The organism is Micromonospora sp. NPDC049081, from assembly GCF_040648835.1.
GTDB classification, from domain to species: domain Bacteria; phylum Actinomycetota; class Actinomycetes; order Mycobacteriales; family Micromonosporaceae; genus Micromonospora; species Micromonospora antibiotica.
In genome coordinates, this window is sequence record NZ_JBEZEK010000016.1 from 48,507 (window position 1) to 64,607 (window position 16,101).

A 16,101-nucleotide genomic window follows, 5' to 3' on the forward strand; every position below is an offset into this window, starting at 1 on the left:
GATGCGTTCCCGGAGGCCGTTGGCCGTCCTGCTCGCCGCCGTCACCGCCGGGGCGGCGCTGGTCGGCTGCTCCTCCGGCACCGACGAGAGCCGGTGCGCCAACAACGGCGGCATCGTCGAGTGCGCCCCCGACCAACGTTCCGCCGCCCCGAAGATCGCCGGTGACCTGCTCACCGGCGGTGGGTACGACACCTCCCAGGCCCGGGGCCAGGTGGTGGTGCTCAACTTCTGGGGTTCCTGGTGTGCGCCCTGTCGCGCCGAGGCCGACGACCTGGAGGCCACCTACCAGGCCACCAGGGCATCCGGGGTGACCTTCCTCGGCATCAACGTGCAGGACAGCCGGGACAAGGCGATCGCCTTCGAGGAGGGCCGGGTCACCTACCCGAGCCTGTTCGACCCGGCCAGTCGGCTGGCGCTGGCGCTGGACATCCCGCCGAACACCATTCCGGCCACCGTCGTGCTCGACCGGCAGGGCCGGATCGCCACCGTGATCCGGGCCGCCGTCACCACCGACGGGCTGCGCCCGATCGTCGAGCGGATCGCCGCCGAAGAGCCGGCGTCGACCGGTTCCCGCTGATGGGCGAGACGTTCCGCGAACTCGCCCAGTCCGGCCCGCTGTTGCTGGCGATCGGCGCGGCGGCGCTCGCCGGGCTGGTCAGCTTCCTGTCCCCGTGCGTGCTGCCGCTGATGCCCGGCTACCTGTCGTACGTGACCGGGCTGGCCGGCACCGACCTGGAGGGCCGCGCCCGGCCGACCACCCCGACCGGCGCGGACCCCGCCCCGGGCGGCGGCCCGGCACCCGGCGAGGGCCCGGCCTCCGACGGCGGTTCGGCCCCCGACGGCGGTCCCGGCGGCACGGTGGCGGTGGCGACGCGGGCGGCGGCCCGGCCGGTGGCGGCGGTCAAGGGCCGGGTGCTGGCCGGGACGTTGCTGTTCATCGCCGGCTTCACCGTCGTCTTCACCGCCACCGCGATCCTCTTCGCCGGATTCGGTCGGATCTTCTTCGACTACGAACGCACCTTCCAGGTCGTCATCGGCGCGCTGATCGTCCTGCTCGGGCTCAGCTACCTGGGCGTGCTCCCCGGGATGCAGCGGGAGCTGCGGATCCGCCGGCTGCCCGCCGCCGGGCTGCTCGGTGCGCCGGTGCTCGGCGCGGTGTTCGCGTTGAGCTGGATGCCGTGCACCGGCCCGACGCTGGGTGCGGTGCTGGGGATGGCCGCCACCGGTGGGCAGACCGACCGGGCCGTGGTGCTGGCGGTGGCGTACTGCCTCGGGTTGGGGTTGCCGTTCGTGGTCTTCGGGTTGGGCTTCCACCGGCTGCTCGGGGTGTTCCGGGCGGTCCGGCGCAACAGCCGGTGGGTGACCCGGATCGGCGGGGTGCTGCTGATCCTGATCGGCCTGGCGCTGGTCACCGGCGGCTGGCAGAGCTTCGTGATCTGGTTGCAGACGACAGTGGGCCCCGGCGAGGTGAGCATCTGATGACGACCGTCGACGACCGGCCGGCCAGCCCACCCGCCGAGGCCCCCCGCCGCCGGCCGAACCCGGCGCTGGCCCTGCTGCGCAACTCGTGGCGGCAGCTCACCAGCATGCGTACCGCGTTGATCCTGCTGTTCCTGCTCGCGGTCGCGGCGATCCCCGGCTCGGTGCTGCCGCAGCGCGGGGTCAACCCGGAGAACGTCGACAGGTACTTCGTCGAGCACCCCGAGCTGGCTCCGCAGCTCGACCGGATCGGCGCGTTCGAGGTGTTCGGTTCGGTCTGGTTCTCCGCCATCTACCTGCTGCTGTTCACCTCGCTGGTGGGCTGCATCCTGCCCCGGATGCGCGAGCACGTACGGGCGTTGCGGGCCCGGCCGCCGGCCGCGCCCAAGCGGATGGACCGGCTGCCGCAGCACACCGTGCTGGAGTCGCCGGGGGCCGCCGACCCGCAGGCCATCGCCGCGGTGCTGCGCCGCCGCCGGTGGCGGGTGCAGGTGCGTGGCAACGAGGTCTCCGCCGAGAAGGGCTACCTCAAGGAGACCGGCAACCTGCTGTTCCACACCTCGCTGGTCGCCGTGCTGATCGGGGTCGCGCTCGGCTCGTGGTACGGCTGGCACGGCAACCGCCTGCTGGTCACGGGCGCGGACAACGCCTTCTGCAACACCCGCCAGCAGTACGCCGAGGCGAAGCTCGGCCCCCGCGTGGACAGCGCCGACCTGCCGTCGTTCTGCCTCACCCTGGACAGGTTCGACGCCCGGTTCCTGCCGACCGGTCTGCCGGAGAGCTACCGCGCGACGGTGACCGTGGACCGGCCGGACGGCTCGGACCGGCGCACCGCCGACTTCTCGGTCAACTCGCCGCTGCGGCTCGGCTCGGCCAACGTCTACCTGCTGGGCCACGGCTACGCCCCGATCCTGAAGTACACCGACCGGTACGGCCGCAGCCAGACCAGCGCGGTGCCGTTCCTGACCAGCGGCGACGCCAACCTCACCAGCGAGGGGGTGGCCGCCTTCCCGGACGCCAACGTCGACCCGGCGACCGGCCGGCGGGACGCGAACCAGCAGGTCGCCTTCGAAGGGCTCTACCTGCCGACCGCCCCGGACACCGCGCCGTTCGCGTCGTCGCGGTTCCCGGAGGAGCGCAACCCGGCCGTGGTGCTGGCCGCCTACCGGGGCAACCTGGGGCTGGACGCCGGCATCCCCGGCTCGGTCTACCAGCTCGACCAGCGGCAGGTGACCAACGGCAAGCTCAAGCAGGTCGGCAACAAGAAGCTCGCCCCGGGTGAGACGTGGACCCTGGACGACGGCAGCAAGTTGGAGTTCCTCGGCACCAAGCGCTACATCACCCTGTCGGTGCGGCACGACCCGGGCGAGAAGCTGATGCTGGGCGCCTGCGTGGTGCTGCTGGTCGGCCTGATGGGTTCGTTGTTCGGCCGGCGTCGGCGGGTCTGGTTCCGGGTGACGCCCCCCGACAGTGGATCTCCGACGGGCGGTAGTAGTTTGGTGTCGGCCGGTGGGCTGCCGCGCACCGATCATCCAGGGTTCGCCGAGGAGTTCGCGTCTCTCGTCGCTGCGGTACGCGACGACGGGCGACCCGACCGGCGGGCGCGAGAGGGAGTCGAGTGATGTCCGCAGTCTCCGACCAGTTGGTGACGTTCGCGATCCTGGTGTACCTGGTCGCGATGATCAGCCACGCCGTCGAGTACGCCCTGGGCAACGTCCGCGCGGTGTCGGCCCGGGTCGCCCCGGCCCGGGAACTGGTCGGCGCGGGTGTCGGCGGCGGGGGTGTCGACAAGGTCGACGCCGCGACTACGCCCCCCACGAGTGCGCCGCCGTCGACCCGGCCGAGCCGTTCGGCGGGGCGGGCCAGGCTGGCCGGGCGGATCGCCGCCGGGCTGACCGTGCTCGCCGCCGCGCTGCACCTCGGCGCGCTGGTCACCCGGGGCCTCGCCGCCGACCGGATGCCCTGGGGCAACATGTACGAGTTCGTGCTGACGGTCACCTGGATCGGGACCGCCGCCTGGCTCGTGGTGCTCTGGAAGCGGCCGGCCCTGCGTCAGCTCGGGCTGTTCCTCACCCTGGTCATGGTGCTGCTGCTGGCCTTCGCCGAGTTGAAGCTCTATGTCCCGGTGGTGCCGCTGATGCCGGCGCTCCAGTCGTACTGGTTCATCATCCACGTGTCGACGATCGTCTTCTCCTCCGGCATCTTCCTGCTGGGCGTGGTGCCGGCGGTGTCGTTCCTGCTGCGCAACGGCTACGAGCAGGGGCGGCGCAGCTTCCCGTACACGTTGGCCCGGCGGCTGCCCGGGGCGGCCGACCTGGAGCGGGTGACCTTCGCGCTGCACGCCTTCTCGTTCCCGATCTTCACGTTCGCGGTGATCGCGGGCGCGATCTGGGCCGAGGCGGCCTGGGGCCGGGCCTGGGGCTGGGACCCGAAGGAGACCTGGGCGTTCATCTCCTGGGTGGTCTACGCCGGTTACCTGCACGCCCGCGCCACGCCCAGCGTCCGGCGCAACGTGGCGACCTGGATCGCGGTGCTGGGCTTCCTGACCGTGCTGATGAACCTGTTCGGGGTGAACTTCTTCTTCACCGGCCTGCACTCGTACGCCGGGGTGGAGTGAGTCGGCCGGTGAGCACCCGGTCGACGCCCAGGGTCACCTGGTAGGCGACCTCCGGTACGTCGGCCAGGTCGAGGTGCTCGGCCCGCAGGGCGAGCTGGGCGTGCAGTTCCCGGGCCACCGCGTCGCGGATCTCCTTCAGCAGCGGGGAGAGTCCGTCCGGATCGCCCACGGTGTACGCGTCGTCCATGCGTCCCATCCTCTACCGGAGGACCAGGTGTGTCGATGCCCCTGGCCGGCAGAACGTCTACCTCTCCCGAAGTCGGTCAGCGGTACCGACCGCCAGCGGTCGTCGGTGGTCGTGATGCCTTCCCGTTGGCTGACACCTTGACGCTCCATAAGGCTGATGACATCATCGCCGAACGATGTTTGCGTAAACAATTTAGGGCTTAAATCGGACATTGGCTTCGGCTGCGGCGTCCGGGTGGGCGACGCTTCTTGTCGATGTTTGCGTAAACATCGACAAGGGTGACGTGGTCGACGTTGACGGCCGGTGGGGGAGACGCCGTGACCCCCGGCCCATCCGTCTGCGAGGAGAGAGGACAACGACCAGCCGCTGGACACCGACTCGCCCGGCTGACAGTTCCCTGAACTCCGCCGTACCGCCACCTGGTCACTCCCGACGCGGCGGACCCGGACGAGAACCTCGTTCCCCCGCTATTGGAGCCGCACATGTTCCCGAAGCAGACAGGCGCCAGATCCGGCGCCGCCCCGCTTTCCCGTCCCGTCCCCCTCCTTGTCCTGCTCCTGCTGCTCGCCCTGGTCGCGGCGGTCGGCACGGTCCTCCTCCCCACGGTGAGCGAGGCCATCACCCGCTCCTCGCAGACCATGTACACCCCGCCGTCCGGCACCCCCGCCCCCGGCACGCTCTACCCCAGGGGGATACGGCTGGAGCACAGCGGGTCGTCCAACGGCACCATGCTCGCCACCTTCGAGCAGTACACCAACGGCAAGCCCGTCTTCCCGATCTACCGCAGCACCGACACCGGCAACTCCTGGACCAAGATCTCGGAAGTCGCCGACACCCAGAACGGCTGGGGCATGCGCTGGCAACCACAGCTGTTCGAACTGCCCACCGCGATCGGCAACTTCCCCGCCGGGACCATCCTGGCCGCCGGCGACTCCGTCCCCAGTAACCGCTCCGGCTTCAAGATCGACATGTACGCCAGCACGAACCAAGGGCAGACCTGGACCTTCGTCAAGAACATCGTCAACGGCGCAGGCAGACCGGTCTGGGAACCCTTCTTCCTGGTCAACGGCAACAGACTCATCGTCTACTACTCCGACGAGCGAGACAGCAACCACAGCCAGAAGCTGGTGCACCAGGTCAGCACGGACGGCATCAACTGGGGCCCCGTCGTCGACGACGTGGCGACCTCCACCCGAAGCGACCGACCCGGCATGTCGACAGTTGCGAAGCTGCCGAACGGCAACTACGTGATGACGTACGAGTACGGGGGCTCGCCGGCGGGAAACCTCGCGGTCTATTACAAGATCTCTTCCAACCCCGAGGCGTTCGGCTCAGTCACCGGCCAGGTCCTGAGGTCGACCGACGGCCAGACCGCCTTCTGGAACCCGTACATCACCTGGCTTCCCACCGGCGGCTCCAACGGCACCCTCGTCGTCAGTGCGCAAAGCACAACCGACGTGTTGGTCAACACCCAGGGCGGTGCCGCGAACGCCTGGACCCGTGTCGATTCCAAGGTCGCCGGCGGGTACAGCCGCGGCATGGTTCCGCTGGCCGACGGCCACAGCCTGGTGGTGCTCAGCGGCGGCTACAACGGCAGCACCGTCAACTCCGTCACGTACAGCACCATCGACCTGGGCGGCGTCGTGCCGACGACACCGGCCCCGTCCACGGGGACAACGACGGCGAGACTGATCGGCGCCCAGTCGGGTCGTTGCCTCGACGTGCCGAACAGCAACTCCGCAAACGGGACCAGGCCGGCGCTCTGGGACTGCCACACCGGGGCCAACCAGCAGTGGACGTACAACGCCTCCACCCGCCAGCTGCAGTCGCTCGGCAAGTGCCTTGACGTCTCCGGTCAGAGCACGACGCCGGGCGCCACGGTGATCCTCTGGGACTGCGGCAGCGGTGCCAGCCAGCAGTGGACCCTCACCAACAACACCGTGGTGGGAGCCCAGTCCGGGCTGTGCCTGGACGTCGCCAACAACGCGACCGCGAACGGATCAGCGGTGAACATGTGGACCTGCAACGGAGGCGCCAACCAGCGGTGGACCCGCGGCTGACACCAACCTGACGTCGGAGGGATCCGGAACGAGGCGTTCCGGATCCCTCCGACGTCTTTCTCGGATGGCGTCAAGAACCGACAGCTGCTCTATCGTGTCGTTCAACAGCCCGCCGGGCTGCGAAAGGAGCACCGTAGCGATGATCCCAGCGTCGCCGGACGGTGTGCCGCGGGCCCGCGCAGGATCGTCAGGCACCACCCGGCGTCACCGGCGCGTGTCGATGGCGGACGTGGCCCGAGCGGCCGGGGTCTCCGCGCAGACGGTATCCCGCGTCTCCACCGGCCATCCCGGGGTTGTCGCGTCCACCCGCCAACAGGTTCTCGCGGCGATGCAGCAGTTGGGCTACCGGCCCAACAGCGCGGCCCGGGCGTTGAAGAACGGCGAGTTCCGCACCATCGGCGTCATCATCTTCACGCTGTCCACCACGGGAAACAGTCGGCTGCTCGAAGCGATCGCCACCCACGCCAGCCGTGCAGGTTACGTGATCACGCTCATGCCCGTGGCGACACCCACCCAGCACGGCGTGCTGGGCGCGTTCACCCGACTGGGCGAGCTGGCGGTGGACGCCGTCATCGTGGTGATGGAGGTGCATCTGCTCGACGCCGCGATGTTCGTCCTCCCGCCAGGGGTGCATGTCGTGGTCGTCGACTCCGATGCCGGCGACCGTTACAGCGTGGTGGACACCGATCAGGCCGACGGTGCGCGGCAGGCCGTCCAACACCTGCTCGACCTCGGCCACCACACCGTCTGGCACGTCGCCGGGCCGCCGGAGTCCTTCGCCGCCGGGCGTCGGGCGACGGCGTGGCGCTGCGTGCTCGAAGGGGCGGGTCGGCCCGTACCGTCGATGTATCGCGGCGACTGGTCGGCCGAATCCGGCTACCGCGCCGGCCTCCTGCTGGCGGACGAGGCGTCGTGCACCGCGGTCTTCGCCGGCAACGACCAGATGGCCCTCGGCGTGCTGCGGGCGTTGCACGAGAAGCAACGGATCGTTCCCCGCGACATCAGCGTGATCGGCTTCGACGACATCCCGGACAGCGCCTCGTTCATCCCACCGCTGACCACGATCCATCAGGACTTCGCCGAAGTGGGCCGCAGATGCGTCGAGACCGCGCTGCGGCAGATCCGCAACCAGCCCGTCGAGCCCGGTACCAGCCTGGTGCCGAACCGGCTGGTGACACGGGCCAGCACGGCAACACCGCGAACCGCCTGACCCCAACCGGGCCGCTCCGGCCGGTGCTTCCGCGCCTGGCTCTGAAGTGGTCAGGTGCCGAACCAGCCGGGGACGTCGAGGCGGAAGGAATCCGGCGGGGTGACCGCGCGCAGGTCGTCCTCCAGGGCGGCCACCCGCTCCGCGCCTAGCCGGGCCACCCAGCGTTCCCGCAGCGCGTCGAAGAGCACCGCCGACCGGCGTAGCCCGTCGACGCCCTTCTCCGTCATCCGGACCAGTTTGCGGCGGGCGTCGGCCGGGTCGTCGGCGCGTTCCAGGTAGCCGAGGGCGACCAGCCGGTCGACGGTCTTTCCGGCGGCCTGCTTCGAGACGCCGAGGCGGTGGCCCAGGTCGGACGCGGTGGTGCCGTCTACCCCGACGGCCTGGAGCACGAAGCCGTGCGCCGGCCGCAGCTCGGGGTGCCCCTGCCGGGCCAACTCGGCGTGCAGGTCGTCGACCAGGCTGCGGAAGCCGGCGAGCAGCAGCAGGGGCAGCACGAAGCCGGGCCGCTCGGGGTCACCCGTCGACATGTTCGACAACCTGGTTTACTGTTTGGACAACCACGTTGACCATCGTACGTGAGGGGTACCCCCATGTCCCGACCGACCTTCACCATCCACACCCTCGACACCGCGCCCGACGCCGCCCGCCCGACCATGGCCGGCGTGCAGCGGAAACTCGGCCACCTGCCCGGCGCGGTCGGCCTGCTGGCCGAATCCCCCGAACTGCTCAAGGGGTTCCTGACCGCCTCCGCCACCTTCGAGGCCACCGACCTCGCACCGGTCGAGCGGGAGGTGGTGGTGCTGACCGTCGCCACCCGCAACCGGTGCCACCTCTGCGTGGCGATGCACACCGCCACCCTGACCCGGCTGGGTGCCTCCGCTGACCTGATCGGCGCGCTGCGCGACGGCACCGAACTGCCCGAACCCCGGCTGGCGGCGCTGCGCCGGTTCACCCGCGCCGTCCTCGATCACGCCGGTGACGTGCCGGACGAGGAGCTGACCGCCTTTCTCGACGCCGGTTACCGGCCCCGGCACGCCCTTGACGTGGTGCTCGGGGTGGGGGCGTACACCATCTCGACCTTCGCCAACCGGCTCACCCGCGCCCCGCTCGACCCGCCCCTGACCGCGTACGCCTGGGAGCCGGTGGCCTGACCGGCCGACCGTCGACGAGAAGGATGCACCTCTCGGTGCGGAAACTAAAAGAAAACTTTAGTTCCGTGTTGCTGACTGACCAGAAACTAAAGTTTTTCTTTAGTTTGTTACCCTAATCGGGTGTCACCATCCGGCCAGCGGACGAACCGGCGAGCGCTGTTCCAGCTCGCTGCTCGTCAGCACGGCTACGTCACCGCCGCACAGGCTCGGGACACTGGATACTCGTATCAGGCGCAGAAATACCACGTTGATCACGGCAACTGGGTGCGGGCCGACCGGGGTGTTTTCCGGCTGGTGGATTGGCCGGCGCATCCGGCGGATCATCTCGTCCGTTGGGTGCTGTGGAGCGGAGCTGTGGGCGTGGTGAGTCATGCCAGCGCGCTCTCCGTGCACGACCTTGGTGATCTCGACCCGGCCAGGGTGCATCTGTCGGTCCCCGCGCGGTTCCGACGCTCGGCTCCGGAGATCGTCCTGCACCGACCGCTTCCCCCCGAGGCGGACATCGAAGATCGAGAAGGGTTCCGGGTGACGACCCCGAGTCGCGCACTTGCCGAGTGCGCACAGGCAAGGATCGAGCAACAGTGGCTCGACGGTGCTGTCGCCGAGGCGCTCAGCCGGGGCCTCACCACCCCACGGCGGCTGCGCGCCGCCGCCACGGAACTGGGCCCCACGGCGGAGCTGGGTGCGCAGACGGCCCTGGCGGCGGCAGGTCGATGAACAGGAAATACTCGACGCCTTCCGCGCTCCGCGCTGCCCTCGACAGCCGCATCCTCGAACGTGCGCGACTGCTCGGCAGGGACCCCAACTGGCTCCGCCGCCGCCTTGCCTTCACCCGGCTCCTGGTGCGACTCGTCCATCAGAACACCGATGCCTGGGTGCTCAAGGGTGGTATGGCGGTCGAGCTGAGGCGGCCCGGGCTCGCACGATCGACCCGTGATGTCGACCTGGTGATGCGGCCGGGCCTGGTAGCAGATCCGGGCGACGGAACGGAACTCCACGAGGTGCTCACCGAGGCCCTGCTCACCGACCCTGACGGTGACGGGTTCAGCTACTCGGCCACCGCGCCGGTCCGGCTACGCGACGACGCGTACGGCCGTCCGGCCTGGCGCTTCGCGGTCGAGAGTCGCCTTGCCGGCCAACTCTTCGCCAAGCTCAAGCTGGACGTGGTGGCGCGACCCGAGGAGCTTGGCGGCGTCGAGCTGCGCGAACTGCCTGACGACCTGGCATTCGCCGCCATCCCCACCCGGGCGATCTGGGTAGCTGACCTGCGGCAGCAGTACGCCGAGAAGCTGCATGCCCTGACGCGGCTCTACGAGACCGGGCTGTCCACCCGGGTCAGAGATCTGGTCGACCTCGTCCTGCTGGTGGAGGACGGTGTGCCAGCTGATGAAGCGCTGGTCAGGCGGGTGCACCACGTCTTCTCCATCCGAGGTACCCATACGGTGCCAGATGATCTCCCCGAACCGCCGCCATCGTGGAACGTCCGGTACGAAGTCTTGGCTGCGGAGATCGGGCTGGCGGTGAGGTCTGCCGTCGAGGCACACAAGATCGTCTCAGGGCACTGGGCGCAGGCTCGTGCCGCAGGGGATCAGTGACACGAGGCGGGACGAGAACCCGCACGTCGCTGTGCCAGGGCCCGCTGTCGCAGGCAGTTCTCGCCGGACCGGGGCTGTCAGTCGTGCAGGAAAGGGAGCAGCAGGGCGGTCAGTTCGGCGGGGCGCTCCTCGAACAGCCAGTGCCCGCTGTCGTTGATTACCCGGCCGTCGACCGTGCGGGCGTAGCGGCGTACCTGGTCGGCGACCTGACCGCCGAGGCTGGCCGCCGCGCCGATGGCCAGCACCGGCATCGGCAGCGGATTCTTCCGGTACGCCGTGTTGTCCGCGACGTCCTGCGCGAAGGCCCGGAAATAGTCGAAGCTGGCCCGCAGGTGCGCCGGGTCGGTCAGATGCCGGGCGTACTCCTCGATGTTGGCCGGGCCGATGCTGCCCTTGTTCACCATGATCGAGTCGGTGAAGCGGTCCACCCAACGCGCCTCCCGGCCGGTGACCAGGTCCTCCGGTAGGCCGTTGGTGACGTTGAAGAAGCCGAAGTTCCACACCGCCGGCCCGGCCGTGCTCAACGCGGGGAACGCGTAGATGCTCTCGTCCGGGATCGGTGCCTCGGTCAGCACCAACCGGGACACCGTGTCCGGGTGGGCGGCGGCGTAGGCGTACGCGACCATGGTGCCCAGGTCGTGGCCGACCAGCCGGATGTCGTCGGCCAGGCCCAGGCCGGTCAGCAGCCCGTGCAGGTCGGCGGCGACTGTCTTCTTGTCGTAGCCGCCGGGTGGGGCGTCGCTGTCGCCGAAACCGCGCAGGTCGGGGGCGATCACCTGGTACGACGTGGCCAGCTCCGGCAGCAGCGCCCGCCACATCCGCCAGCACTGCGGATAGCCGTGCAGCAGCACCAGGGTCGGCCCCCGGCCGCCCCGGACGTAGTTGATCCCCACGTCACTGACCTGTGCCCGCTGCTCGGTGAAGCCCGCCGGAACGCGTCCGTCGCCCATGCCCGCTCCCGTCCCGCACCTCGACGGCCCGACCGGCCGACCCACCGTCACCCGTCCAACGAGCAGCTGTCGACCGGAGAGACGCACCTGCCCGCACGGAGAGACGTTCGCCGAGATCTTGGCAGGAATTGGCCCCTCTGAGGGCCTCTTCCTTCCACGATCTCTGAGCGGGGCGGTCGCCGCCCGCGTGGGGAGGCGTGCCCGCCCGCGTGGGGAGGCGTGCCCGCCCGCGTGGGGAGGCGTGCCCGCCCGCGTGGGGAGGCGTGCCCGCCCGTGAGGGGGCGTGCCCGCCCGCGTGGGGAGGCGTGCCGGTCCGGGTGGGGAGGCGCACACCGCCGGGCCCCACCCGGCGTGGGCGGTGCCGGCGGGGGTGCGGGAGACTGGCCGTATGGCGGCACGTGGCTTCCCGTACACCGATCTCAAGGACTTTCTCGCGGCCCTGGAACGGGCCGGCGAGCTGCGGCGGGTGACCGTCCCGGTGGACCCCACGCTGGAGATCAGCGAGGTGGTCACCCGGACGGTACGGGCCGGCGGGCCGGCGCTGCTGTTCGAGCGGCCCACCCGGGGTGAGATGCCGGTGGCGATCAACCTGTTCGGCACCGAGAAGCGGATGGCGATGGCGCTCGGCGTCGAGTCACTCGACGAGATCGGCGACCGGATCGGCGCGCTGGTCAAGCCGGAGCTGCCGGTCGGCTGGTCCGGCATCCGCGAGGGCCTGGGCAAGGTCATGCAGCTCAAGTCGGTGCCGCCGCGCAAGGTGAAGACCGCCCCCTGCCAGGAGGTGGTCTACTCCGGTGACGACGTCGACCTGGGCCGGCTGCCCGGCCTGCAGGTCTGGCCCGGCGACGGCGGGATCTTCCACAACTACGGGCTGACCCACACCAAGCACCCCGAGACCGGCAAGCGCAACCTCGGCCTCTACCGCCTCCAGCAGCACTCCCGCAACACGCTCGGCATGCACTGGCAGATCCACAAGGACTCCACCGCCCACCACGCGGTCGCCGAACGGCTCGGCCAGCGGCTCCCGGTCGCCATCGCCATCGGCTGCGACCCGGTGGTCAGCTACGCCGCCTCCGCGCCGCTCCCCGGTGACATCGACGAATACCTGTTCGCCGGGTTCCTGCGCGGCGAACGCGTCGAGATGGTCGACTGCCTGACCGTGCCGTTGCAGGTGCCGGCGCACGCGCAGATCGTGCTGGAGGGCTACCTCGAACCCGGCGAGCGCCTGCCCGAGGGCCCGTTCGGCGACCACACCGGCTTCTACACCCCGGTCGAGCCGTTCCCGGTGCTGCACATCGAGACGATGACCACCCAGCGCAACCCGGTCTACCACTCGATCGTCACGTCCAAGCCGCCGCAGGAGGACCACGGCCTCGGCAAGGCCACCGAGCGGATCTTCCAACCGCTGCTCAAGCTGCTGATCCCGGACATCGTCGACTACGACCTGCCGGCCGCCGGGGTGTTCCACAACTGCGCGATCGTATCGATCCGCAAGCGCTACCCCAAGCACGCGCAGAAGGTCATGAACGCGATCTGGGGCGCGCACCTGATGTCGCTGACCAAGCTGATCGTGATCGTCGACGAGGACTGCGACGTGCACGACTACAACGAGGTCGCCTTCCGCGCCTTCGGCAACGTCGACTACGCCCGCGACCTGCTGCTCACCGAAGGCCCGGTCGACCACCTCGACCACTCGTCCTACCAGCAGTTCTGGGGCGGCAAGGTCGGCGTCGACGCCACCCGCAAGCTGCCCACCGAGGGCTACACCCGGGGCTGGCCGGAGGAGATGACCATGTCGCCGGAGGTCACCTCCCTGGTCGACAAGCGCTGGAAGGAGTACGGCATCTGATGGCCACCGCCGTCGCCCCCGCCGCCCGCCCCGGCCGGGTCAAGTCCTTCCTCAAGCTCGTCGCGATCGAGCACTCCGTCTTCGCGCTGCCGTTCGCGTACCTGTCGGCGCTGACCGCGATGCAGGTCAACGGCGGTCGGGTGCGCTGGCTCGACCTGCTGCTGATCACCGTGGCGATGGTCGGGGCACGGACGTTCGCCATGGCCGCCAACCGCATCCTCGACCGGCGGATCGACGCCCGTAACCCGCGTACCGCCGGGCGGGAACTGGTCACCGGGGCGGTGAGCGTGCGGACGGCCTGGACCGGCGCGGCCGTCGCCCTGGTGGTCTTCCTCGCCGCCGCCGCCCTGCTCAACCCGCTCTGCCTGGTGCTCGCCCCGCTCGCCGTGATCCCGCTGGTCGTCTACCCCTACGGCAAGCGGTTCACCGACTGGCCGCACGCCATCCTGGCCATCGCCCAGGCGGTCGGCCCGGTCGGCGCCTGGCTCGCCGTCACCGGCACCTTCGCCGGCTCGGGGCCCGCCTGGCTGCTCGGCGCGGCCGTCGGCCTGTGGATCGGCGGCTTCGACCTGATCTACGCCTGCCAGGACGACGAGGTCGACCGCCGGATCGGGGTACGCAGCGTCCCCGCCCGCTACGGCCGGCGCTTCGCCCTGCACGCCTCCACCGTCGCGCACGTGGTGACGTTCGCGCTGTTCATCTGGTTCGGTGCGCTGGTCGGCTACGGCTGGCCCTGGTGGATCGGGCTGGCGCTCACCGCGGTCGCCTTCGGCTACCAGCACGTGGTGGTCACCCCCACCGACCTCAGCAAGGTCAACCGGGCCTTCTTCACCGCCAACGGTTTCGTCGGCATCGCCCTGTTCGCCTTCGCCCTACTCGACCTGGTACTCCGCCTCAACCTCGACGCCTGACCCCGCCCCTCCCCTCGCCCCTGCCCCCTGCCCCTGCCCTTCCCCCTCGCCCCGGTGATCAAGAGGTTTGCGTCAGGTGATCAAGAGGTTTGCGTCAACTTTGATCTTCAAGTTGACGCAAACCTCTTGATCACCGGGGTGGGCCGGGGTGGGCCGGGGTGGGCCGGGGTGGGCCGGGGTGGGCCGGGGCGGGCCGGGGTGGGTGGGGGTTAGGGGTGGGTGGGGTAGCGGGCGCTTTCCAGGGTCCAGTCGATGGTGCCGCGGACGGCGTTCGCTATGCCGTCGAGGTGGGTGGTGACGGATTTGTCCAGCGCGGGACCGAACGACGGGACCGCGGCGCGTTGCGCCTGGAAGCGGGCCATCGTGTCTCGCCACCGCTCGGCGACCAGCTCCACCGCCTGCGCCACCGGTACGTTCCGCTCGGCGGCCAGCGCCAGCACCAGGTTGTGCCCACCCGAGGTGACCCGGTCCCGTTCCATCGAGGCGAGGTCGTTGTACCAGGAGAGCAGGTCGTTGCCGAGGGTGCCGATCCGGCGCAGCAGCGGATGGTGGTACACGGCGTCGGGCAGCACCCGGCCCCCGACGAACTCGATCAGCGGATACGACACGTACGCCGCCGAGGTGGCCCGGCGCAGCGCGATGTACTCGGCCACCCCGGGCACCCGCCCGTTCTCCTTCGCCACCGCCTCCCGCCAGTTGCCGTCCAGGTGGTCGCCGACCGCGTCGGCGAACCGCAGTCGCCAGCGCGCCGGCATCCGGCGGCGGGGGGCCCGCCACGCCTCCACCAGCAGCCGGCGTAGCGGACCACCGAAGTTCGGGTGTCGCCGTCGGGGGCCGTCGTGCAGCAGCGTCAGCGTCCCTCGCCGTAGGGCCCGGATCTGCTCCGAGGGCAGCCGGTCCGGCCCGTCGCAGGCGTCGTCGACCAGGAAGAACCAGGTGAACAGGGCGGCCACGGTACGCAGGTCCGGTTCGCTCGCGTCCGGATAGAGGCGGCCGGCGTACCGGGCGAAGCCCGCCCGGTCGAGCCGGTGCAACGCCTCGGTGCCCAACGGCAGGCCCAGTCGGGGCAGGCGGTCCAACAACCAGTCCTGCACCCCCTCGGCGTACGGGGAGAGCCGGGGCGGGATCGGGCACGCCGACCGTAACGACCAGAGGATCTCGTCGACCATTACCGATGTCTCCCCCGTACGATGTGGATCATCCGATCGCAGCATCGCAGGTCCGCCGCTGACGCGCCGTCCGGGCTGGTCGACGAACGCCTGGTCCGCGGGCATGACGACGGTGAGTGGATCAGCCGGTCCCGCCCCGTGATGCGGTCGTCGGGTCGGGACGCGCGGAGAGGGTGACCGCCGGAGCGGACGGGCGATTGCGGGGGTGGGCGGCGGCTGCCGGCGTACACCAGGCAGGCTGGGCGTATGCGCGAACCATGGGTGGTGGGGGTTTCGGGGGCGTCCGGCACCCCGTACGCGGCGGCCGTCGTCCGGGGGTTGCTCGACGCCGGGCAGCCGGTGGACCTGATCGTGTCCCGGGCCGCCCGGTTGACCGTTCTCGACGAGACCGGCCGGCCGTTCCGGGACGGCCACTGGGCCGAGGACCTCGCCGGTTGGCTGGGGCGCGACCTGACGGGCGACGACGTACGACACTGGCCGGCCGGTGACATCGCGGCCGGCCCGAGCAGCGGCTCCTACCGGGTACGCGGGATGGCGGTGGTACCGGCCAGCACGGCGGCCTGCGCCGGCATCGCCATCGGCCTGTCGAAGGATCTGCTGCAACGCGCCGCCGAGGTCAACCTCAAGGAGCGGCGGCCGGTGGTGCTGGTGCCCCGGGAGACCCCGGTGACCCGCAGCCACCTGGAACACCTGATCGCGCTGCACGACGCCGGTGCGGTGGTGCTGCCGGCCAGCCCCGGCTTCTACGGTGCGGGGGCGTCGGCCACCGCTCAGCAGCTGGTCGACTTCGTCGCCGGCAAGGTGCTGGACGCCCTGGGGGTGCCGCACACCCTGTTCCGGCGCTGGGCGGGCCAGTTGGCCGCCGGGCGCTGACCACCACGACCGCCGCCGTCGACCGGAATGTGCCCGGCCGCCGGAACCGT

16 protein-coding genes are annotated in these 16,101 nt (G+C 70.6%); 12 read left to right on the forward strand and 4 right to left on the reverse strand.

Features of this window, described 5'->3' with window-relative positions; all coding sequences use genetic code 11:
* Window position 1: 1 nt before the first annotated feature.
* The 4 genes from AB0B63_RS21975 to ccsB are packed head-to-tail and all read left to right on the forward strand — an operon-like array spanning window position 2 to window position 4,096.
* Window positions 2-577 carry a TlpA disulfide reductase family protein gene (locus AB0B63_RS21975; protein WP_357021579.1) on the forward strand — a complete coding sequence of 192 codons (576 nt, stop codon included), beginning with the start codon at window positions 2-4 and terminating at the stop codon, window positions 575-577.
* On the forward strand, window positions 577-1,479 hold the full coding sequence (locus AB0B63_RS21980; protein ID WP_357021582.1) for a cytochrome c biogenesis protein CcdA: 903 nt from the start codon (window positions 577-579) through the stop codon (window positions 1,477-1,479). The genes AB0B63_RS21975 and AB0B63_RS21980 overlap by 1 nt, the downstream gene beginning before the upstream one ends.
* Window positions 1,479-3,101: a cytochrome c biogenesis protein ResB gene (locus AB0B63_RS21985; protein ID WP_357021584.1), complete on the forward strand. Its 1,623-nt coding sequence runs from the start codon at window positions 1,479-1,481 to the stop codon at window positions 3,099-3,101. The genes AB0B63_RS21980 and AB0B63_RS21985 overlap by 1 nt, the downstream gene beginning before the upstream one ends.
* The gene (ccsB, locus tag AB0B63_RS21990) at window positions 3,101-4,096 is read left to right on the forward strand and encodes a c-type cytochrome biogenesis protein CcsB (RefSeq protein WP_357021588.1); all 996 of its coding nucleotides are present in this window, start codon (window positions 3,101-3,103) and stop codon (window positions 4,094-4,096) included. Before AB0B63_RS21985 ends, ccsB begins: the two co-directional genes overlap by 1 nt.
* Here ccsB and AB0B63_RS21995 read toward each other — a convergent pair.
* Window positions 4,062-4,283, reverse strand: coding sequence for a hypothetical protein (locus AB0B63_RS21995; RefSeq protein WP_208565461.1), 222 nt, complete (start codon window positions 4,281-4,283; stop codon window positions 4,062-4,064). The two genes, ccsB and AB0B63_RS21995, sit on opposite strands and share 35 nt — an antisense overlap.
* A 482-nt stretch (window positions 4,284-4,765) precedes the next feature.
* Here AB0B63_RS21995 and AB0B63_RS22000 point away from each other — a divergent pair, with 482 nt between their 5' ends.
* The gene (locus tag AB0B63_RS22000; protein WP_357021591.1) at window positions 4,766-6,343 is read left to right on the forward strand and encodes a ricin-type beta-trefoil lectin domain protein; all 1,578 of its coding nucleotides are present in this window, start codon (window positions 4,766-4,768) and stop codon (window positions 6,341-6,343) included.
* A 220-nt stretch (window positions 6,344-6,563) separates the two neighbouring features.
* On the forward strand, window positions 6,564-7,553 hold the full coding sequence (locus tag AB0B63_RS22005; RefSeq protein ID WP_208565462.1) for a LacI family DNA-binding transcriptional regulator: 990 nt from the start codon (window positions 6,564-6,566) through the stop codon (window positions 7,551-7,553).
* Between the two features lie 50 nt (window positions 7,554-7,603).
* Here AB0B63_RS22005 and AB0B63_RS22010 read toward each other — a convergent pair whose 3' ends face one another.
* Window positions 7,604-8,080, reverse strand: a complete 477-nt coding sequence (locus tag AB0B63_RS22010) for a MarR family winged helix-turn-helix transcriptional regulator (RefSeq protein WP_357021596.1) — start codon at window positions 8,078-8,080, stop codon at window positions 7,604-7,606.
* A gap of 63 nt (window positions 8,081-8,143) precedes the next feature.
* Here AB0B63_RS22010 and AB0B63_RS22015 point away from each other — a divergent pair, with 63 nt between their 5' ends.
* From AB0B63_RS22015 to AB0B63_RS22025, 3 genes are all read left to right on the forward strand, one after another.
* Complete coding sequence (locus AB0B63_RS22015; RefSeq protein WP_357021599.1) at window positions 8,144-8,704, forward strand: carboxymuconolactone decarboxylase family protein; 561 nt, start codon at window positions 8,144-8,146, stop codon at window positions 8,702-8,704.
* A 120-nt stretch (window positions 8,705-8,824) separates the two neighbouring features.
* Window positions 8,825-9,421 (forward strand): type IV toxin-antitoxin system AbiEi family antitoxin domain-containing protein, encoded by a 597-nt coding sequence (locus AB0B63_RS22020; RefSeq protein ID WP_357021603.1) that lies wholly within the window; start codon window positions 8,825-8,827, stop codon window positions 9,419-9,421.
* The gene (locus AB0B63_RS22025) at window positions 9,418-10,299 is read left to right on the forward strand and encodes a nucleotidyl transferase AbiEii/AbiGii toxin family protein (RefSeq protein WP_357021606.1); all 882 of its coding nucleotides are present in this window, start codon (window positions 9,418-9,420) and stop codon (window positions 10,297-10,299) included. Before AB0B63_RS22020 ends, AB0B63_RS22025 begins: the two co-directional genes overlap by 4 nt.
* Window positions 10,300-10,376: 77 nt before the next feature.
* On the opposite strand, the gene AB0B63_RS22030 is transcribed toward AB0B63_RS22025, so the two are convergent.
* Complete coding sequence (locus AB0B63_RS22030; RefSeq protein ID WP_357021609.1) at window positions 10,377-11,249, reverse strand: alpha/beta hydrolase; 873 nt, start codon at window positions 11,247-11,249, stop codon at window positions 10,377-10,379.
* 388 nt (window positions 11,250-11,637) lie between these two features.
* Here AB0B63_RS22030 and AB0B63_RS22035 point away from each other — a divergent pair, with 388 nt between their 5' ends.
* Together AB0B63_RS22035 and mqnP are read left to right on the forward strand one after the other, a co-directional pair.
* Complete coding sequence (locus AB0B63_RS22035; RefSeq protein WP_208565472.1) at window positions 11,638-13,098, forward strand: menaquinone biosynthesis decarboxylase; 1,461 nt, start codon at window positions 11,638-11,640, stop codon at window positions 13,096-13,098.
* Window positions 13,098-14,009 (forward strand): menaquinone biosynthesis prenyltransferase MqnP, encoded by a 912-nt coding sequence (gene mqnP, locus AB0B63_RS22040; RefSeq protein ID WP_208565473.1) that lies wholly within the window; start codon window positions 13,098-13,100, stop codon window positions 14,007-14,009. Before AB0B63_RS22035 ends, mqnP begins: the two co-directional genes overlap by 1 nt.
* Before the next feature lie 209 nt (window positions 14,010-14,218).
* On the opposite strand, the gene AB0B63_RS22045 is transcribed toward mqnP, so the two are convergent.
* Window positions 14,219-15,178, reverse strand: coding sequence for a terpene synthase (locus AB0B63_RS22045; RefSeq protein ID WP_357021613.1), 960 nt, complete (start codon window positions 15,176-15,178; stop codon window positions 14,219-14,221).
* Between the two features lie 246 nt (window positions 15,179-15,424).
* On the opposite strand from AB0B63_RS22045, the gene AB0B63_RS22050 reads away from it, so the two are divergent.
* Complete coding sequence (locus tag AB0B63_RS22050) at window positions 15,425-16,051, forward strand: UbiX family flavin prenyltransferase (RefSeq protein WP_208565475.1); 627 nt, start codon at window positions 15,425-15,427, stop codon at window positions 16,049-16,051.
* Window positions 16,052-16,101: the final 50 nt, after the last annotated feature.